Below are 19,403 nucleotides of genomic sequence, written 5' to 3'. Positions count from 1 at the left end.
CAGGCCGCACTTGCGGGATCGGGGATAGCTCACCTGTTCGAGGATTATGTCCGCGACGATGTCGAACAAGGCAGACTTATCGAATTGCTCACCGACTGGAAGCAGAAGCTGCCGAGCTGGTATCTCTATTATCCGAGCCGGCGGCATACGAGCGCGGCCATGCGGGTTTTCCTCGAATACATCCGCAATCAGAGGTGATGCGCCATGCCGAAAGCGCGGGGTACGGTCACCGCACCGCAACGGTCGACCGAACGACGCCAAGCGCTTCGATCTGCCCCCGACGCCCAATGCGATGATAGGAAAGGTCTCGCCGTTGCTAAGCCTTATTCAGGTGCTGCGCAACTGATGCGGCGAACACGCAGTTTCTGAGAGCCACGAGCGTGACGCGGTCGCCACGCCTCAGCTCTAGAGTCCGCATTATCCTCGCAATCGTCCGGAAACTGTCAGGAATCCCTGAAGTTCTGGCTGCTCAAGACCCGCAGCTATAGCCGCGCGGTAGCAATAGCTCTCAGTCCTTACCTCTACCATCCTGGCCGGCAACTGGTTCCGCCGCTTCGCGCGTCTATAGGCTTCATCAAGCCGAAGGGGCGTTGCTTAACAGGAGTCTCTGAAGGTTCATCGAAACACTATTTCTTTTCGAGGAGGCCGGCTCTTATCAAAGACTGTAAAGTGCCGCCTTCCCCCGGCGCGACCTACGCAGTGCGGACTGTGCGGCTGGCGTATTCGTTATACAAGCGCTGCTGGTTCATCGCGTCACGCTTCGGAGCAGCACCAAACATCCGGCAGTATTCGCGGCTGAATTGCGAAGCACTCTCGTAGCCGACCTGATAGGCAGCCTCCGCTACGCTTGCAGCCTCAACAACCATCAGCCGTCTCGCCTCTAAAAGGCGCAGTTGCTTTTGGAACTGGAGCGGCGTCATCGAGGTGAGCGCCTTGAAATGCTGATGGAACGACGACGGGCTCATTCGCGCGATCTCGGCCAGATGCTCCACATGCAGCGTGTGGGCAAAGTTCGTATGCAGCACGGAGATGGCTTTCACCACCCGCTCGATATTCGATTCGGGTAACGCTAGCCTATAGAGCTCGCCGCCATGAGGGCTGTTCAAAAGCCAGAAGCAGATCTCGCGCATGATGGAGGGGTAGAGGATCGGGATCGTCTTCGGCGCCTCGGACATCCTGATAAGACGCTGGATGCAATCTGCCAGAGGTGCATCGACCCGACTCACGAACATGCAGGGACCGGGGCTGGTAGGTGGAACGGGCGGTTCATCCAATTGTTCAACCACCTCGCGCATCACCGTCACGTCGAGATCTATGGTAACGCCGATATAGGGTGCGTCGGGGCTCGCCTTGGCGATCCGTCCGCTGGCCGGCAGTTCCACACTTACGACAAGACACTCCATCGCGCCGTAGGACATCATGTCGTCACCAAAGAGGATCTCTTTTCCTCCCTGGATCACGACGCAGAGCGATGGCCTGTAAATCGCCCGCATCGGCATCATCATTGCCTGACAAGAACGGACGATGTTGAACCCGTCAATCGGCGTGGGAAACAAACCCTCACCGCCACCCTGACCCTCGATATAGGCGGTAACCGTCGCAAGAAGCGGTGACGACACGTAAACCTCCGGCTGGCTGCGAGGCCAACCCAACTCGCAATTCATATCCGGCGGCACATCGCCCTTTGCAGGAATAGGCAAGTTTCTTGAGAGTTCAGGCATTCGGTTCACGGTGCACTCCATCTAGCTTGAAGGTGCCAAACAAGCGAGGAGTTCGCCGAACATGACAGAAACTGCCCTGCGGTCAATAGATGTTCAAATAGGTATCACCTGCGTCTAGGGAAGCAGGCCAGACTCAACTGCCGTGCTGATCGCAAAACATCGCATCGCCGCCCTCCCCTCACAGCAATAACGATATTTCTGTTCATTCAGACAACCGGGCGTGGCGCGCCTTGCGCTAGCCGCCTGCGCACCCCTGCCGAGCAAGTTTTGCAACAGCCTCAAGAAAGGAAACCCTTGAAATGTCCGATACTGATAGCTCCCGCCGCACGTTCATGACCCTCGCCGCTGCGGCGCCCGCGGCTCTAGCCCTGACGAGCGCGGCTTCGGCCCAGACATCCACCGCCGGCGCCAGCACCCTGATTGGCGCCGGTCGGGTCGCCGTCGTTACCGGCTCGTCGCGGGGTATCGGCGCCGCTACCGCCAAGCGTCTGGCGCGGGGCGGCTACGCCGTAACTGTGAACTACCTCACCAATCGCGATCTGGCCGTTCAGGTCGTGGCCGACATCGAGGCGGCTGGCGGTCGCGCCATCGTTTGCCAAGCGGACGTGGCTGATCCCGTAGCGGTCAAGGCCCTCTTCGACGCCAATGACGAGGCTTTCGGCGCGGTTGATGTGGTGGTGAACAATGCCGGGATCATGAATGTCGGCCCCTTTGCTCAAATGACCGACGCGGCGTTCGATCGAATGATGGCCACCAATGTGAAGGGGAGTTTCAACGTATTGCGGGAAGCGGCGCGGCGCACGCGTGATGGCGGTCGGATTATCAGCCTCAGTTCGAGCATCATAAAGACCCCTCCCCCGGCTACGGGCGCATATGCGGCCACAAAATACGCCCAGGTTCTCTTTTCCAGCGTCCTCGCGAAGGAACTGGCGGGCCGCAACATCTCGGTCAACTCCGTAGCACCCGGTGCAGTCGACACGCAACTCCTCCGTCAGCACGGAGAAGACGCGCTCCGAGGAATTCCCGAACAGACACCGCTCGGTCGTTTGGGTCTGCCGGAAGACATCGCCGGCGTGATCGCTCTTCTTTGCTCTCAGGACGGTGCCTGGATCGACGGCCAGAATGTGTTCGCAAACGGCGGCCTCGGTTAAGAGAGAGCAGCCGGCTTGCCCGTGCCACCGAAATCGCCGCTAAGCGCCGTTGCCATCGGCATCGACTGAAGAATCGAAATCTGATCAGGGAACCGCCGCCCCCGTTCCCAAAGATCCGAAAAGGAGATCGCTGGATGCCCCCACTGGCTGGCGATCTCCAGGCCAAGGCGCAGCGCAGTGACGGCATGCTCACATATCCAGCAGCTTCGGTGGCAACTATTTGCGATAGTCGATGGTTTTATAGCACGATCTGATGAGCGCCTCGTTTAGGTTTAACCGAGGACTGATGTCTCCGGTCTCCTTCCTCGTCGGAAATGCTGAACGACCGCTTGATGTCTGGATAGGCGCCGTCACGCGGTCGAGATGCCGATCTGAGGCTCTGCATCGGAGACCATCTGACAACGATGGCCAGCATCGACGGTGCCTTTTAGGCAACATCTGCTCAGCGCGTTCCTGTCATCGAACCAACTGGACGAATTGCACCTCTCGGTGAAGCGGGTGGCTCGTTGGTGCCCGGCTCATGATTCGAGCACCAACGTGACGCCCCGGCGATTCTGGACGATCGCGACGATATTCGGGACGTAGCCGAATAGCTCGTATCGCTGGGGTTGTTTATCGTGCCCCGTAGCGATGGAGGCAATGCAATGATGTCTACCCAAATTCGTGCAATGTCTGGTCTGCCCGCCGACCTGGCTAAACGAACTGGACGTGTCCCTCTGGCTACCCTTTTACTAATATCGGGCCAACTGTGTCACTCTCCAGCCACCGCCCAGGATGTTGATGGAGCGCGTCTGTTTCAGCAACGCTGTGCGACCTGTCACAGCGTGGAAGCTGGTCAAAACAAGGCGGGTCCACACTTGTCAGGCCTGATCGGCCGGCCTGCCGGCACGGTCGAAGGTGCCACCTACTCAAATGCGATGCGGTCCTCCGGCATCACCTGGGATAGCCAAACCTTAGACACCTTTCTCACGGCACCGGGCCGCATGGTCGGCGGCACACGGATGACCGTTGCCATTCCCAACGCCACCCAGCGAGCAGCGATCATTCAGTACCTCGAAAGCCAACCGGCTGATTAAAGATCAAGGAGAAGCACTCATGACAACCTTCACCATCAACGGGCGCGTGGTCGATATGGCCGCCGAACCTGATACACCGCTTCTTTGGGTGATCCGGGAACATCTAAAGTTGACCGGCACCAAATTCGGCTGCGGGATCGCACAATGCGGGGCCTGCACTGTCCACGTCGACGGGGAGCCGACCCGCTCCTGTCAGACCTTCCTGGAGGATGTCGCCGGCCGCGAGGTGACAACGATCGAAGGTCTGTCACCGGACGCCAACCATCCCTTGCAGAGGGCCTGGATTGCCGAGCAGGTGCCGCAATGCGGTTATTGCCAGTCCGGACAGATCATGCAGGCCGCCGCCCTTCTTGCGGCCACACCCAATCCCACCCGCGATCAGATCATCGACCACATGGACGGGAATATCTGCCGCTGCGGGACTTATGTCCGCATCATCAGCGCGATCCAACGCGCAGCACAGGAGGGCTGAACCATGACCCCGACTCAACAGCCTCAAAGTCGCGCGCTGTCGCGGCGTAGTTTCCTCGTCTCAGCCGGCAGCCTCGGCATCGTCGTTGCGTTCGCAAGCCTGCCCGACCTTGCGTACGGCGCGACCCCGGCTACCACCGCCGAGGGTGATTTCCGCCCCAATGCCTGGGTCACGATTGCTGCAGACGGCACGGTCAGCATCATCGCGCCTGCCGTCGAGATGGGTCAGGGCATCACGACGGCGCTGCCGCTGCTCATCGCCGAGGAATTGGATGCCGATTGGGACCGTGTGCGGGTCGTGCAAGCGCCCTCTGACGCTGAGACCTACGGCAATCCCGGCTTCTACGGCATTCAGCTCACCGGCGGCAGCGAGTCGACGCGTGGCTATCATGCGCTGCTTCGCCTGACCGGTGCCCAGACCCGCATGGTCCTGATGGCGGCCGCTGCCGGCATGCTGAACGTGCCAGTGAGGGAGCTTACGACCGAGCCAAACAGAGTATTGCACCCCACCTCGGGCCGGGCACTGGATTACGGTGAGATCGCCGCCAACGGCGTGCTTCCGAATCCGCTGCCCCAGACAACGGAGGCTGATCTCAAGCCGAGCGACAGGTGGCGTTACATAGGAAGCCGCACGATACCGCGGATCGACGTGCCCTCAAAGGTCAATGGAACTGCAGTCTTCGGAATCGACGTCCAGCTTCCGGGCATGCTCTATGGCGCGGTCTTGCGGGCACCGGTTCAGGACGAGCGGCCCGAAGCCATCGACGGCGCCGAAGCGCGGGGGGTGCCGGGCGTCACGCATATCGTCCCACTGCCTTACGGCGTCGGCATTATCGGCGAGACGGTTGAAGCGACCAGGCGTGCGAAAGACCTACTCAACGTGACCTGGAGCACGACATCACGGGTTCGCAACTATACGAGCCAACGGCTGCTAGACGAATACCGCGCCGTCGGCCGCGACCTCGAGAAGCAAGGCGTTCCGGCGCACATAACTGGTGACGCCGAGGCTGCGATTGCCGGTGCCAAGACGGTGATAGAAGTCGACTATATGAGCGACCATGTCGCCCACGCGACCATGGAGCCGATGAACGCCACGGCGCTGGTGACCGGCGACAGGGTCGAAATTTGGGCGCCGACTCAGGGGCCAACGGGCACCCAGGGCTTTGCCGCGGAAGTCGCAGGCACCACGCCCGACAAGGTGAAGGTCAACACCACACTGCTTGGCGGCGGCTTCGGACGCAAGGCCGAGGCCGACTTCATCATCGATGCGGTATCACTGGCCAAGGCCGTGGAGGGGCGGCCCGTCAAGGTCATCTGGAGCCGCGAGGATGACGTCCGCCACGACAAGTTCCGGCCGCTCGAGGCACAGCATGTCAAGGTGGGGCTAGATACCGAAGGTAATATTGTCGGCTGGCGGCACAGGATCGTGGCGGACTCCATTTTTGCGCGAACATTGCCGCCGGTGTTCGCAGAGGCAGGCGGGCACGACGACGTGGTGACCGAGGGTGCCAAGTTCAACTACGCCATCCCCTCCCACCAAATTGAATATCTGCGTCAGGATAACGGGCTTGCAATCGGGTTCTGGTTCGCAGTGGGGGTCGGCTATACGAGGTTCGCAATCGAATGCGTTGTCGACGAGATCGCCGCCGCCAGAGGCATCGATCCCGTCGCGTTGCGACTGGAACTTCTCGAGGACCAACCGCGCGCGCGGAGGGTGATCGAGACCGTTGCCCGGATGGCTGAGTGGGATCGGATGCGGGACGGACGCGGGCTTGGTATTGCTTACTCCGATGCCTTTGGCTCACATTGTGCACAGGTCGCTGAGATCTCGCTTAACCGGGACACGGACGAGATCCGGGTGCATAAGGTTTGGTGCGCCATCGATCCCGGTGTGGCCATCCAACCGCTCCATATCGAGGCCATGATGATTACCGGCATTACCAATGGGACTGGTCATGCGCTGTTCGAACAGATCAATGTCGTCGACGGCGAAGTACAGGAGTCGAATTTCGACACCTACCGAGTCATCCGCATGTCCGAGGCGCCGGAGATCGAGGTAGCCGTGGTGCCAACGCCCGGCAGTCCTTTTGGCGGCATCGGCCAGGCAGGCCTTCCCCCTACCGGCCCGGCGATCGCTAATGCCTTCGCCCGGCTCACAGGCGGAATTCGGCTGCGACACTATCCATTCCTCCCCGAACGCGTGAAGGCGGCTCTCGAAAGCTGAACTGCATGTCTCCTCCAATAGACAGGCCGATCGATGATGCCTCGTCGGCCTGTCTGCCAGGAGACTTATATCGCCTGCTTCTCTGACCCGTATAGGTTCATTGGGAGCGTTCCTTACTCTCCAAGCAACGACGAGTCCCGTCGAGCATGACGAGACGCCCCTGGCCGTCTTCTGTCGCATACTCCCGGGCAATAGCATCACTATTCGCCACGGGGCAGTATGATGCACGAGAACGCCTGAGCTTGAGATCAAGCAAGACGTCGAAAGTTGGCTCCGAGGCGATGAACTCGATCACGTCGGCGTTGAGATTTAATGCGATGCGCGATGCCGCGGTTGCAGCTACAGGGATGCCGTTCCATGACCCGGCAGTCCAAAGGGCGCAGATGGCCGGAAGCCAGATGCATCAGCGACTTGTTTGCGGCTATCTGGCGGAGAAACGAAGACTTTCACGCCGACGGAGAAAGGCGGACGGTGATGAAGATGACCGACTTCAGCCCCGGGCAGCTTCGAGACCGACCACCGGCTGGCCGGCGGGTGCTATACGGGGAGCACTCCAGCCGGCCGAGAGCTCCAGCCATTGCGTATGCAGCACGAAGACCATGCCTTCATCCATCCGCTCGTAATTGTGCAACGAGATGTTGGACCTGTTGTGGTCGCCAAGACAGTGCTGTCCGGCAAGTTCCACATCGTGCTCGCCGAACTGTTCCGCTCCCGCCGCAACTGTCCGGTCGCCACGACCGCAAGCAAAGCAAGAGCTCCTCTCATAAGCCTCATCAATACTTTCTCTGTTCAGGAGTCCTGTGCCTCGCGCGAGTGGCTCTCGACGTCGCCCATATTGTTTACAGGCCGACCTTGATTCAGTGTCGCGATAAGACTGCGAACGGCCTTCGGCAAGACCGGTCGCAATGTTTGGTCATTCCGCCGGGACCGGCTTCGCTCCGCTTTCCGGCTCCACCTCTCCCTTGCGTCTCGTGCGGAACAGCTTCAGCACGATGACGAAAAAGATCGGAACGAAGAGGATGGCGAACAGCGTGCCGCTCACGACGCCGCCGAGCACGCCGGTGCCGATCGCCCGCTGGGCCCCTGACCCCGCCCCTGAGGCGATCGCCAAAGGCACGACACCTAGCCCAAAAGCAAGAGAGGTCATGATAATGGGCCGGAGCCGCTGTCGTGCCGCATCGAGGGCCGCCTCCGCGAGGCCCAACCCGCGATCGAACCCCTCCTTGGCGAATTCCACGATCAGGATGGCGTTCTTGGCTGCCAATCCAACGGTCGTGAGAAGGCCTACCTGGAAGAAGACGTCATTCGACAGGCCACGTGCGAGCATCGCCGCAACCGCTCCGAGGATGCCGAGCGGGACGAGGAGCAATACGGAAACCGGGATTGACCAGCTTTCGTAAAGCGCCGCCAGGCAGAGAAACACGATGAGCAGCGACAATGCGTAGAGCATCGGCGCCTGGGATCCTGAGAGGCGCTCTTCATACGAGAGGCCACTCCACTCGAAGCCGAAGCCCGCAGGTAGCTGTGCGGCCAGTCGTTCCATTTCGGCCATCGCCTGGCCACTCGTGTAGCCGGGTGCGGGACCTCCGGCGATCTCGGCCGAGGCAATCCCGTTGAATCTTTCAAGCCTCGGCGAACCATACCCCCATTCCGCCCGACCGAAAGCGGAGAAGGCAACCATCTGGCCGGTGGCGTTGCGGACATGCCAGCGATCGAGATCTTCCGGCAGCATGCGGCTGGTTGCGTCTCCCTGCATATAGACGCGCTTGACACGACCGCGGTCCATGAAGTCGTTCACATACGACGCTCCCCAAGCGGTGGAGAGCGTCGTATTGATGTCTGATACCGAAAGACCAAGCGCACTCGCACGTTCCCAGTCGATGACCAGGCGGAACTGCGCTTCGTCATTCTGACCGTTGGGCCGCACGCCTGCGAGAACCGAACTTTGCGCGGCCATACCGAGAAGCTGGCCGCGAGCGTCCATGAGCGCCTCGTGTCCGAGACCGCCCCGATCGAGAAGCTGGAATGTGAAACCCGTCGCGTTTCCGAGCTCGGTGATGGCGGGCGGGGCGAAGGCGAAGATCATCGCGTCGGGGTAGTTGGCGAACCTCGCCGTTACACGTCGCGTCAGCGCCTGGGCACTGTTTTCCACTCCTGGGCGTTCGGACCAGTCTCGTAGACGCAGGAAGGCCATGCCTGCACTCTGCCCACGGCCGCTGAAATTGAAGCCGTTGATTGCAAACGTCGATGCGACGACGCCGCTTTCCTCTTCCCGCATGTAGCGGGTTATCTCATCAAGCGTGCGCTGGGTGCGTTCGCTTGTCGCTCCCGGTGGCGAAATCACCTGCACGAAGGCGGTGCCCTGATCTTCGTCGGGAAGAAAGGCGCCGGGCAAGCGGATGAACATGAACGCTAAACCGACGAGCAGAGCGGCGTATATGACCATCATCCGGATCGGCCGGCTTGATGTGTATCGAACACCGCTCACGTAGCGGCGATTGGCCCGATCGAAGTTGCGGTTGAACCAGCCGAAGAACCCGCGTGTTCCCTGGCCGGGTATGTGCGGTTTGAGCATGGTGGCGCAGAGCGCCGGCGTGAATACGATCGCCACGATGACCGACAACGCCATTGCGGTCGCCACGGTAATCGAGAACTGCCGATAGATGACCCCTGTCGATCCCCCGAAAAAGGCCATCGGCAGGAACACGGCCGACAGCACGAGACCGATGCCGACAAGTGCGCCGGTAATCTGATTCATCGATTTGCGGGTTGCCTCAAGCGGTGACAGATGCTCCTCCGCCATGACGCGTTCGACATTTTCGACTACGACGATGGCGTCGTCGACCAGGAGACCGATCGCCAGCACCATCCCGAACATCGTTAGCGTGTTGATGCTGAAGCCGGCCATCTGGAGAACAGCGAAAGTACCGAGCAGCACGACAGGCACAGTGATCGTCGGAATCAGCGTTGCCCGGAAGTTTTGCAGGAACACGAACATCACGACGAACACGAGAATCACGGCCTCGATAAGCGTGCGGACAACGTTTTCGATCGACAGGCGCACGAACGGCGTCGTATCCATGGGATAGACGACTTCTAGTCCTTGCGGGAAGGACGGTTGCAAGCGCTCTATCGTCTCGCGCACGGCGGCCACTGTGTTCAGCGCATTGGCACCGCTCGCCAGTCTGATGCCGATACCGGCGGCCGGTTGACCGTTGTAGAATCCGGAAGTGGCGTAGCTCTCACTGCCGATCTCTACGCGAGCGACATCACGCAGCCGGACTTGCGAGCCGTCGGGTTGCACACGCAACAGGATCGCACCGAATTCCTCGGGCGTCTGAAGATACGAGGGTCCTATGACGGTCGCGTTGAGGCGCTGACCCCGGACCGCGGGCAGAGCCCCCATCTCGCCGCTGGCAATCTGGACGTTCTGGGCGCGGGTCGCAGCCGAAACGTCTCCCGGCGTCATGCCGAAATTCAGGAGCTTTGCGGGATCGAGCCAGATTCGCATCGAATATTGTGAACCGAAGACCTGGAAGTCACCGACGCCGGCCGTGCGGCTCAGTGGATCCTGCAGGGAGGAGACAATGAAGTCGGCGATATCGGTGCGGTCGAGAGCCCCACTGGAAGAAACAAGCCCGACCACCATAAGGAAGTTGCCGGTCGATTTGGCGACGCGGATGCCCTGCTGCTGTACGGTTTGGGGCAGACGCGGGGTAGCGAGCGAGAGCTTGTTCTGAACCTGCACCTGCGCCGTGTCCGGGTCGGTCCCCTGCGCGAACGTCAGGGTGATCGTGGCGCTCCCATCCTTGCTGCTCGTCGCGCTGAAATACATCAGGTTGTCGATACCGTTGAGCTGCTGCTCGATCACCTGCACGACGGTATTCTGGACGGTTTCTGCCGAGGCGCCAGGATAGCTGACGGTGATTGAGATGGCCGGAGGTGCGATCGCCGGATATTGCGAAACCGGCAATGTGCGCAGAGAAAGCAGGCCGAAAAGCATGATCGTGATCGCGATCACCCACGCAAAGACAGGACGGTTGATAAAGAAGTGTGCCATAGAAATCTTCCTCAACCCCCAGTACGCTGAGAAGCAGCCTGAGCCGCATCCGTTTGTGGTTCCGGCGCGGCTGCCGTCGCTTCAGTGGCACTTACGCGTGCGCCTGAACGCACCCGCTGCCCGCCTTCGACGATCACCCGCTCGCCGGCGCGGATCCCGTCCGTGACGAGCCAATCGGTGCCCATGGCGCGTTCGGTGCGCAGGATACGCGCTTCTGCCACACCTTCGGCATTGACAACGAAGGCAGAGGGTTCGCCGCGTGGCGTGCGCGAAACGGCCTGCTGCGGTACGAGCAGCCCCCGGTCGGCAATCCCTTCCTCGACGCGGGCCCGGACGAACATTCCGGGCATCAGCGTTCCGTCCGGGTTGGGAAAGAGCGCGCGAAGCGTAACCGAGCCGGTGTTCTGATCGACGATGACTTCAGAGAACTGAAGTCGCCCGGCGTGGGGGTATTCGGAACCGTCCTCAAGGATGATCCGGGCTGAGGCCTGCCCGCCGACGTCCCGTCTCAAGAGGCCGGTATCGATTGCCCGCTGCCGTTGCAGCAGTCGTGCGCTCGGTTGGGTGAGGTCGACATAGATGGGGTCTAGGCGTGTGATCGTCAGCAATGCCGCTGTCTGGTTGGCGGTGACGAGAGCTCCGGCGGTCACCGACGAGCGACCGGTGCGACCATCGATTGGAGACAGCACGCGGGTATAGTTGAGATTGATGCGCGCCGCTTCAACGGAAGACTCCGCGGAAGTCACGTCTGCCTGGGCTTGGCGCAACGCCGCTTCGGCGGTATCGAGATCACGCTGACTGACGGCACTGGTGCGCACCAGAGCGCGGGCGCGATCGGCATTGGCCTGCGCCAGGGTGACGGCCGCCCTTGCACGGGCGAGCGCGGCCTCGGCACTGTTGAGAGAGGTTTGATAAGGTGCGGGATCGATCTGATAGAGCTGCTGGCCCGCCTTGACCTCCTCTCCCTCGACGAACATCCGCTCCTGGATCAGCCCGCCGATTTGGGGGCGAACCTCGGCGGTCTCATAGGCGGTGGTCCGACCCGGCATTTCCGAATAGACCGGTACGGCCTGCTGACGGATTGTAAGGACGGTGACGGCAGGCGGCGTTTGCGCCGCTTGCTGGGCGTAGGCTGTGGGAACAGCACCTGGCGGGGCGGCCAGGAAGGCCGATACAGCAAGCGCGCCAAGCAGTTTTTGCCGGCGCGCGAAGGAAACAGGTTTGATCAGGGAATTATCGTTAGTCATTGATACTCCGGTGTAGCCGCGACGCCGGATCTCGATCCTTCGCTGCGGCGCCGCGCTCAGCCAATCAAGCCGTAACGCACAAGTTCAGCTAGGCATCAGCGCCGCCCAATGGGGCACACCCCTGCCGTTCGAAGTGTTCAAACCGACTGCATGGCTCCGGCGGCGGGGTGGATGCCACCGCCGAAACCTGGAAGCTCGAACTCGCGCTTCCATAGCGAGCACGCCTGCAAAGGTTGCCTGAAGGTGGCGTGGTCCTTGCATTGGCGACCTTACCGCGGTGCAGCAAACACAGCTACCGTAAATTAGAGCGATAACTCTAATTTGATTGCGCGTGTAATTTTGGAAGTGTTTCGGGAATACCGGACTGACCAAGCGGGCGGGCACAAGACTGCTCGACCGCCAAGACTACTTGTTAGATCCGCGTTACACGGGATAACAACAGATACAAAGTCGAGGAGAACTTCAGAACGCTGCCGAACGGACAGCCCGCCGACGCTCGATCCTGTCGAGGGGCTGGAGTGCGCCCCTTGGGGTGAACAGGTTGGGATGAGAAATTGACCGGCTTACCAGGTTTCGGAAAGAAGACCCATGCAAAGCACCGAAAATCACAGCGTCGAATTCTAACATCAAGTCGCGCAGGAATTCCTCGCCGGCGAAACGCTGCATGGTTTGGCAAAACGCCACGACGTATCACGCAACCTTATCCGCATCTTGGTTCAGAAGCACGAGCAAGCCGCATTCGACTAAGATGCGCACGCTGTCGGTCGTGAACCATAAAAAGATCGTTGCCTCATGCGCGAACACGATCTGAGGCCATAGCCAATCTTGAATCCGCTGTCGAATTCATCCAGCGCGACATAGCGGAGTTGAAAACCGATCTCAAAGAGATGCGGGGCGATATCTCATCAATCCGAACAACGGATCTTCGTATCCTATTCCGTGCAATGATTTCCGTGGCATTCGAACTGGGAGCCCTGATGGTGAAAGGCTTTGGCTGGATTTAATCCCAAATCACCTGTTAGCGACAGACCGCTTCTGCGGGCTTAAACTTTCCAGCATTGCGATCGGCCCGCGAACGCCATACCTATAGGTAATGGTGGAGCCCTACGGGAGAAATACGGAATTGCGATGGCGTGGGTGATAGGCGCCGTGGTCGTCATCGTGACCTTTTGGTTTTCCCATAAGGCCGGTATCATAGTACTCGGAACACTCGCAGCTGTATATGTCGGGCTTTTATTCACTGCGGAACGGAGCGACAATCAGCTGCCATCGACCCGATCCGTGTCTATCGCGGCCAGCTCGAATCCACAGCTATGCACAGACCCGAACGCTCCGCTCGCGGTTACCTTCACAAACCACGCAGACACAACTTTGGAGGAAATATCCTTCAGCCTCATCGCCAGACAGCGCGGGCACAGTTCGGTCATTTACAGGTCTTACCATCGAAGCGATAAGACCATTACGCCGGGCGAAATCTACACAGCCTGTTATGGCCTGAACTCTCTCTCTTATATCATCCGAACCGAACGATATGATCCCCGTGAACTGGATTGGTTCGGCGAGGCGTCGCTGACACGGTTCGCAAGCTCGTAATCCCCGATGCCATTGAAAACGACCTGAAACAGATCAAGGGAGATCTCCTCAGACACGCGCCTAAAATCGTCAAAGTCCCTACAGTACCGAAATGCGGGAACCTGACCTCGTCAGGATATTTATTACGTGCGATAGAAAACAGGACCTGCTTTTCAAGAGAAGGTCCTCCCCGACCTGCCCCACCGGCAAACGGTGGGGTCTTTTGTTGGCAACAACGGCATTGCCAACGCTCCCATCTGCCCTGCCTTCCACCGCGTCGAGCGATAGTCAAGCCGAAACCTGCTGCGGAAAGCTTGCACCCCGCTTGAATGGCCTGACAACAATTATCGCCTGAGGAACCCCACTAGACAGGGAGCGAGATCATCCCGGAAACCGGGCACGCAATCATCTCGGAACAAAGGGACGGTTTCATCGAAATCGGCATCCGGTTTACAGGACTTGACGCGAAGAGCGTCAGCAATGAGGTCACTCGGCAACAATAAAGCGCTTTATCATGGCGCCGATCATAGCGATCACCGCCCGAAGATCTACTTTCCTATCCCGTCTAGCGACCATCTTGATGGCATCGATCACGCCTATGATCGCGGTTGCTACGATAGCCGGATCCAGATCAGCCCTGATCTCGCCGTTTCGCTGCCCTTTCCGGATCAGCTCGACAAGCAGCTGACATATTGCACGGGTGTTTCTTTCAAGAGTGGCGGCGACCTTTTCGCTGCGTCCAGCTTCAGCGATCATATCGAACAGCAGCCCATGGCTGCCGCTGTTCGAACGCTCCATCGCTCGCTGAAACTCTGCATCAATGGCCGATACGACACTCCCGCAGGCAGCCATTTTCGCGAAATGTTCCCGGACATACTCCAGATAGCCCTCGGCCATCGCCTCGACAATCTCGTCCTTGCTGTTGAAATAGTGATAGAGATGGCCTGGACTAATTCCGGCCTCCGCGCAGATCGCCGAGATTGAAGCACCCTGAAGGCCATCGCGCATGAAAACCCGCCCAGCGGCATCCAGGATTGAGTCTCGTCGCTCACCGTGTCTTGCCGATTGTGCTCTTCCCATGTCTCTCCACCCTTTGTAGTCTCTTCGTTTTCTCTATCATAGGGTAACCAGATAAACTAACCAGGTTAGTATCGGCACGGTATAGCGCGCGAAAGCACCCGCTCGCCTACCAGAGAGAAGTGCTGCGATAGGATGCCTCTAGTAACCCAGCGTGCTTTCTGGTGAACTGACCCCCTTTTTGCCGTCGCAGCCTGCGGTGGACGCGACGAAGATGCTGTCGATCATCTGGATCTCAGCGTCGTGCGCAGCCGTGATACTCTCCATCGGTCGGCCCCACACGCGTGCCTTCCGCCATCGCACGAAGCCGGTTGTAGCAAGTAGTGCGTGGGCTATAGCGCTCGGGCAGGTCGCGCTAAGGCGCACCAGATCACGACACCAAAAGATACCGTTCAGCACGCGCCGATCACAACACGCGGTCATATCGGCTCATGGTGAGCCCGGAATCAGAATCCGGCGCGATTTGACAGCAGTAAAGCAGTGAGTTTCGGCACGACTTTTTCGAGACATTGATCCTCGACATCACATAAGTCACAATTCTACTTCCTTTCAGTCATTCGAAGGAGATGACGACCTTGAAAGCAAACCTTGTAGATCGCCGCGGGGCCGCCATGACCGCAACCATACGACGCTCACGAAGGACCTCTACCAATTGGTGAACGACCCGTCGGTCCGGCGTAGGTGCGGAGGTTCGGAATACTCGAAGGGCAGTTCTTGAAGCTCTTCCTCGTTCACTTCGATCCCCAAGCCCGGAGCATCAGAGACAACGTAGAAGGCGCCGTCCATCTCGATTTGTCGCGGGAACAACTTAGGATTGTCGAAGCCCCAATGTTGTTCGGCGGGGCTCTGGCGGCACTCTAACCAGCCGAAGTTCGCAACTGCCGCACCCAGATGAACAGAGGCCGCCGTGCAGATAGGACCGAGTGGGTTATGCGGCATGAGGTCGATATAATGAGCTTCGCACCAGCCAGCGACTTTCATCGCCTCGGTGAATCCCCCCACATTGCAGATGTCGATCCGACAAAACTGCATAATGTCGCGCTCCACATAAGGAAGAAACTGCCACTTGGATGAGAATTCTTCGCCGATGGCAAAGGGAACATCCGTCATCCGACGCAGGGCCTCATAAGCTGAGGGAGTCTCGTCACGGATCCCCTCCTCCAGGAAGTCGATCGTGCCTTTGGGCATCTTCTGACAAAAGGATGCAGCCTCCGCGACACTCAAACGATGGTGGTATTCGACACCCAGGGTCATCGCCTGTCCAACCTCTGCGCGAGCCCGTGGTACCCATTCGGCCGTCACGGCAATGGACTCCCGAGGCTCAAAATGGTCGGTGTTTTCCTGTCCCGCCGCAATGAAGCGCATGCAGTTCCAGCCTGCTTCCTTCAACAGTACCGTCTGATTAACCATTTCCTCGCCAGGCTCCGCGGAGGTCGTCGCGAAAGCTGGCACCAGGTCGCGTTGTTTGCCGCCGAGCAACTGGTAAACCGGCACACCAAGTGCCTTACCCTTGATGTCGTGGAAGGCGATGTCCAACGCTGCGATCGCCGCCGCAAGCACGCGCCCGCCTTCGAAGTACTGGCTGCGATACATTTCCTGCCACAGGGCGCCGCAACGAAGAGGATCCTGGCCCAGCAAGAACTGCCCGTAATGATCCAACGCACCGGCAACCGCCTTTTCGCGGTAGGAAAGACCGGACTCGCCCCAACCGTGGATGCCGCTGTCTGTCTCGACCTTGACGACAAGCTGGTTTCTTGCCCCCACACGAGCGATATAGGGTTTTATTGCAGTGATTTTCATTTAGATATCCGGAAGTTGAACGAGACTAGCGAAGCTGGTTGGGCAGCCAAGTCGAGAGAGATGGAAAGAGGATAAGAAGCAGGATGATGCCAATCTCTGCGTAGATGAATGGCATCAATTCGCGCATCAGCGGTGTCAGCCTAATGTTGCCAATCTTCATCAGGATAAAAAGAACAACACCAACAGGGGGCGTGATCAGGCCAATGGCCAGCGACAGGATGATCACCATCGAGGCCTGGATTGGGTCTATGCCGAGCTGAAGGATGGTCGGCATAACCAGAGGTACGAAGATCAGCAACGCTGCCCCGATATCTAAGAACAGCCCAAGGAACAGCATCAGCGCCATGACCCCGACCAAAAACAGCAAGGGGCTGCCTTCAAAATAGGGGGCAGCGGCAGTCACCACACCGCCGATCCCTAGCAGGTTCAATGAGTAGGACAGAATAGATGTGGCAGCGACCAGAAGATAGATCGTCGCACTTCCTCGCGCCGAGACGACCAGCGCATCCCACAGATCAGCCCAGGTGATCGATCGGAACAGGAACAGGCCTAGCAAAGCTGCAACGAACACGGCGATACCTCCACCTTCGGTGGCCGTGAACGCTCCAGTGACCATTCCGCCGACGATGATGAAGGGCAGAAGCATAACGGCTGTACCTTCGAGCAGGAGCTTTGGGAGGTCCTGTCGATTTACCGTCACGATGGACTTGGGCAGCCCGCTCCTCACAGACTTGATGAAGATTACCAGCGCACAGGCCAAGCCGAAGAGCACTCCTGGCACGACTCCAGCCACGAAGAGATCCACCACTGACAAACCAGTTACGGCCGCCATGATAATCGCTAGGCCGGAAGGCGGAATGATCGGGCCGATGATCGAGGAAGCGGCGGTAACCGCTGCGGAATACTCCTTTGTATAGCCTTCCTTCGGCATGACCTTCATGAAGAAGCGGCCAAGCGCGCTTGCATCTGCCACTGCAGAGCCGGATACGCCAGCAAACAATACCGATGTACCTACATTCGTGTAGGCGGTGCCACCGGGGAAGCGACCGGTGAAGATCGAAGACAGATGAATAAGGCGGGTCGTGATTCCGCTTCGGTTCATGATCTCTGCCGCCAAAATATAAAAAGGCATGGCGAGAAAAACAAAACTGTCTACCCCGGCGAAAAATCGGGTGATGATGACCTGCAAAGGAATGCCAGCCAACCAGACACCCAAAGTTCCCCCAAGCCCAAGAGCCATTGCGATGGGAACTCCGCCCAGCAACAGCACCATTGAAAGGATTGCAATCCAAAGCATTTTCAGCCCTCAAAGGAAGTGAAAGGGACGGGCTCAGTCATTCTCTTCGATGCCGAAGCCTGAGATCCAGCAGAGGACGATCTGAACGAGGATCAGGACGGAGCCGACGGGGATCGCCATATAGGGAACGATCATAGGCATGCCTGATGCGGCAGCGTTCTGTGCGGCATTCCGCATCGCAGCCGACCAGCCATAATAGGCGAGTAGGACGAACAGGATGCCTCCCAAGGCATAGAGTGCACCTCTCATGAAGTGGCGGTATTTTGCCAAGACAAGGTCCTGAACCCCTTCCACTGCCATGTGTTCGAGGCGATAGACAGCCGCTACACCACCCAACATCATCAGCCACATCATGATGTAGCGCATCGTTTCCTCACCCCAACTCAGCGATGTTCCCAGAAGGTAACGGCCGCCAACTTGCGTGAAGTTGATAAGACAAACTACGAGCAAGATAGCCGCAGCGATGAGTTCACAGCCCCTGGCGAGGCCGCGGGATATGTCGCGGGTTTTCATAATCAAATATCCAAAGAGACAAAGAAGCGTGCCGAAAGAAGATCGGCACACCTATGGGTGACAATCAGTCGGCCCGGCCGTACATCTTATTTTCCGCCTCAGCGACAGAGGCTTCCATCTTGGCGAGCAGATCCTCACCCACCTGCTCGGCAATGTACTTGCGAACGGGCTGATAAACCGCCTCCTTGAAGGCCTGCTTTTCTTCCGGGGTGGAGGTGTGAACGATGACGCCCTTCTCGTCGGCAATCATCTTCGCGTAAATCCAGTCGCCCTTTGTCTTCTCCACATTCTCTATAGTCGCCATCACACGAGCGCCTTCGCGCACGATCGCTTGATGTGCAGGGCTCAGCGACTCGAACCACGCTTTGTTGGCAACGATGATATGCAGGCCGAGAACATGTTCATTCAGCGTCAAGTGCTTTGCAACATCGGCCGCTCCGCCAGCATATAGCACGGGCGGGGGGTTCTCGAGGCCATCGACAACACCCTGCTGCAGCGCCATGACGGCCTCGGAGCCGGCAATCGGAGTGGGATTGGCCCCAAGCGCTTTTACCATCTCCATGTAGACGGGACTTTCCATAGTCCGGATCTTCAGGCCCCGCATGTCTGCCGGCGTCTTGATCGGCCGAACGTTATTGACAAACGATCGGAAGCCGTTCTGCGAGAATGCAAGGGCCTTGACGCCTGTCTTCTCTTCGATGTCGTTCAGCATCCATTCGCCGAACTCACCGTTCATCACTTCCCAAGCCACGGGGGCCGAGCGGAACAAATAAGGCAGCGACCAGGCCTGAATCGGCTGGTAAAAGCCAGCGAATGCGCCATCCGATGGCAGCGTCATCTCAAGCGTACCGGCTTGAACCATTTCAGTGGTGTCCCTTACGGACCCCATTTGATTACCTGGAAAGAGACGCACGGTGAGTTCACCGCTGCTCTTGTTTTCCACGTAGTCCTTGAAGGCCTTGGCCGCATTGTATTCCGGATTATCCCCCTCGAACATCTCGAAGGCGAACTTGATCTCTGCTGCCGAAGCTGCGGTAGCGCCGAACACCATGGCAGCGCCCAGTACCAGGGCACCGAAAATGTGAGATTTTGGTTTGAACATCCGCAATCACTCCTCCAACCATTTGCGTTTGTTTCACCTATAAAACTGTCAAAATTGTACAAAGTCAAATGCATATTGATGTATGATTATGG

General features: G+C 58.8%; 14 protein-coding genes and 2 pseudogenes. 6 read left to right on the top strand and 10 right to left on the bottom strand.

What is annotated here, in order from left to right:
* A partial coding sequence (locus tag YH62_RS24735; protein WP_046796967.1) for a LysR substrate-binding domain-containing protein occupies positions 1 to 198 on the top strand: 198 nt, incomplete at its 5' end.
* Between the two features lie 494 nt (positions 199 to 692).
* Here the strand turns inward: YH62_RS24735 and YH62_RS24730 are convergent.
* Entirely contained in the window at positions 693 to 1,619 is a 927-nt protein-coding gene (locus tag YH62_RS24730) for an AraC family transcriptional regulator (RefSeq protein ID WP_170986281.1), read from the bottom strand.
* Between the two features lie 401 nt (positions 1,620 to 2,020).
* Here YH62_RS24730 and YH62_RS24725 point away from each other — a divergent pair, with 401 nt between their 5' ends.
* The 4 genes from YH62_RS24725 to YH62_RS24710 all read left to right on the top strand — a co-directional run bounded on the left by YH62_RS24725 (position 2,021) and on the right by YH62_RS24710 (position 6,643).
* Positions 2,021 to 2,872 carry an SDR family oxidoreductase gene (locus tag YH62_RS24725; RefSeq protein ID WP_046796965.1) on the top strand — a complete coding sequence of 284 codons (852 nt, stop codon included), beginning with the start codon at positions 2,021 to 2,023 and terminating at the stop codon, positions 2,870 to 2,872.
* A gap of 644 nt (positions 2,873 to 3,516) precedes the next feature.
* Positions 3,517 to 3,948: a c-type cytochrome gene (locus YH62_RS24720; RefSeq protein ID WP_052760503.1), complete on the top strand. Its 432-nt coding sequence runs from the start codon at positions 3,517 to 3,519 to the stop codon at positions 3,946 to 3,948.
* Positions 3,949 to 3,967: 19 nt separating this feature from the next.
* The gene (locus YH62_RS24715; RefSeq protein ID WP_046796964.1) at positions 3,968 to 4,420 is read left to right on the top strand and encodes a (2Fe-2S)-binding protein; all 453 of its coding nucleotides are present in this window, start codon (positions 3,968 to 3,970) and stop codon (positions 4,418 to 4,420) included.
* A gap of 3 nt (positions 4,421 to 4,423) precedes the next feature.
* On the top strand, positions 4,424 to 6,643 hold the full coding sequence (locus tag YH62_RS24710) for a molybdopterin cofactor-binding domain-containing protein (RefSeq protein WP_046796963.1): 2,220 nt from the start codon (positions 4,424 to 4,426) through the stop codon (positions 6,641 to 6,643).
* Between the two features lie 490 nt (positions 6,644 to 7,133).
* Here the strand turns inward: YH62_RS24710 and YH62_RS29705 are convergent, their stop codons facing one another.
* From YH62_RS29705 to YH62_RS24700, 3 genes are all read right to left on the bottom strand, one after another.
* Positions 7,134 to 7,328, bottom strand: a complete 195-nt coding sequence (locus YH62_RS29705; protein ID WP_082118494.1) for a hypothetical protein — start codon at positions 7,326 to 7,328, stop codon at positions 7,134 to 7,136.
* Positions 7,329 to 7,556: 228 nt separating this feature from the next.
* The gene (locus YH62_RS24705) at positions 7,557 to 10,703 is read right to left on the bottom strand and encodes an efflux RND transporter permease subunit (protein ID WP_046796962.1); all 3,147 of its coding nucleotides are present in this window, start codon (positions 10,701 to 10,703) and stop codon (positions 7,557 to 7,559) included.
* An 11-nt stretch (positions 10,704 to 10,714) separates the two neighbouring features.
* Positions 10,715 to 11,950 carry an efflux RND transporter periplasmic adaptor subunit gene (locus YH62_RS24700; protein ID WP_156176998.1) on the bottom strand — a complete coding sequence of 412 codons (1,236 nt, stop codon included), beginning with the start codon at positions 11,948 to 11,950 and terminating at the stop codon, positions 10,715 to 10,717.
* 588 nt (positions 11,951 to 12,538) lie between these two features.
* On the opposite strand from YH62_RS24700, the pseudogene YH62_RS30880 reads away from it, so the two are divergent.
* Positions 12,539 to 12,694 (top strand): annotated as a pseudogene (locus YH62_RS30880) (helix-turn-helix domain-containing protein); the annotation flags it as partial.
* Between the two features lie 1,314 nt (positions 12,695 to 14,008).
* On the opposite strand, the gene YH62_RS24680 reads toward YH62_RS30880, so the two are convergent.
* The 6 genes and pseudogenes from YH62_RS24680 to YH62_RS24660 all read right to left on the bottom strand — a co-directional run bounded on the left by YH62_RS24680 (position 14,009) and on the right by YH62_RS24660 (position 19,311).
* Positions 14,009 to 14,602, bottom strand: a complete 594-nt coding sequence (locus YH62_RS24680) for a TetR/AcrR family transcriptional regulator (RefSeq protein ID WP_082118493.1) — start codon at positions 14,600 to 14,602, stop codon at positions 14,009 to 14,011.
* Positions 14,603 to 14,815: 213 nt separating this feature from the next.
* Positions 14,816 to 15,007 (bottom strand): annotated as a pseudogene (locus tag YH62_RS30580) (transposase); the annotation flags it as partial.
* A 237-nt stretch (positions 15,008 to 15,244) separates the two neighbouring features.
* Positions 15,245 to 16,399 (bottom strand): mandelate racemase/muconate lactonizing enzyme family protein, encoded by a 1,155-nt coding sequence (locus tag YH62_RS24675; RefSeq protein WP_046796959.1) that lies wholly within the window; start codon positions 16,397 to 16,399, stop codon positions 15,245 to 15,247.
* A 25-nt stretch (positions 16,400 to 16,424) separates the two neighbouring features.
* Entirely contained in the window at positions 16,425 to 17,696 is a 1,272-nt protein-coding gene (locus YH62_RS24670) for a TRAP transporter large permease (protein WP_046796958.1), read from the bottom strand.
* Between the two features lie 33 nt (positions 17,697 to 17,729).
* Complete coding sequence (locus YH62_RS24665; RefSeq protein ID WP_046796957.1) at positions 17,730 to 18,209, bottom strand: TRAP transporter small permease; 480 nt, start codon at positions 18,207 to 18,209, stop codon at positions 17,730 to 17,732.
* 64 nt (positions 18,210 to 18,273) lie between these two features.
* On the bottom strand, positions 18,274 to 19,311 hold the full coding sequence (locus YH62_RS24660) for a TRAP transporter substrate-binding protein (RefSeq protein WP_046796956.1): 1,038 nt from the start codon (positions 19,309 to 19,311) through the stop codon (positions 18,274 to 18,276).
* Positions 19,312 to 19,403: the final 92 nt, after the last annotated feature.

Source organism: Rhizobium sp. LC145 (assembly GCF_001005825.1).
GTDB lineage: Bacteria > Pseudomonadota > Alphaproteobacteria > Rhizobiales > Rhizobiaceae > Neorhizobium.
The sequence above is the reverse complement of the archived record's forward strand: the minus strand, read 5'-3'. Positions and strand labels throughout refer to the sequence as shown.

Excerpts from the sequence above, each read along its gene's own strand:
- YH62_RS24725 (WP_046796965.1), top strand. The coding sequence starts at position 2,021 with ATGTCCGATACTGATAGCTCCCGCCGCACGTTCATGACCCTCGCCGCT.
- YH62_RS24720 (WP_052760503.1), top strand. The coding sequence starts at position 3,517 with ATGATGTCTACCCAAATTCGTGCAATGTCTGGTCTGCCCGCCGACCTG.
- YH62_RS24715 (WP_046796964.1), top strand. The coding sequence starts at position 3,968 with ATGACAACCTTCACCATCAACGGGCGCGTGGTCGATATGGCCGCCGAA.
- YH62_RS24710 (WP_046796963.1), top strand. The coding sequence starts at position 4,424 with ATGACCCCGACTCAACAGCCTCAAAGTCGCGCGCTGTCGCGGCGTAGT.
- YH62_RS24705 (WP_046796962.1), bottom strand. The coding sequence starts at position 10,703 with ATGGCACACTTCTTTATCAACCGTCCTGTCTTTGCGTGGGTGATCGCG.
- YH62_RS24700 (WP_156176998.1), bottom strand. The coding sequence starts at position 11,950 with ATGACTAACGATAATTCCCTGATCAAACCTGTTTCCTTCGCGCGCCGG.
- YH62_RS24680 (WP_082118493.1), bottom strand. The coding sequence starts at position 14,602 with ATGGGAAGAGCACAATCGGCAAGACACGGTGAGCGACGAGACTCAATC.
- YH62_RS24675 (WP_046796959.1), bottom strand. The coding sequence starts at position 16,399 with ATGAAAATCACTGCAATAAAACCCTATATCGCTCGTGTGGGGGCAAGA.
- YH62_RS24670 (WP_046796958.1), bottom strand. The coding sequence starts at position 17,696 with ATGCTTTGGATTGCAATCCTTTCAATGGTGCTGTTGCTGGGCGGAGTT.
- YH62_RS24665 (WP_046796957.1), bottom strand. The coding sequence starts at position 18,209 with ATGAAAACCCGCGACATATCCCGCGGCCTCGCCAGGGGCTGTGAACTC.
- YH62_RS24660 (WP_046796956.1), bottom strand. The coding sequence starts at position 19,311 with ATGTTCAAACCAAAATCTCACATTTTCGGTGCCCTGGTACTGGGCGCT.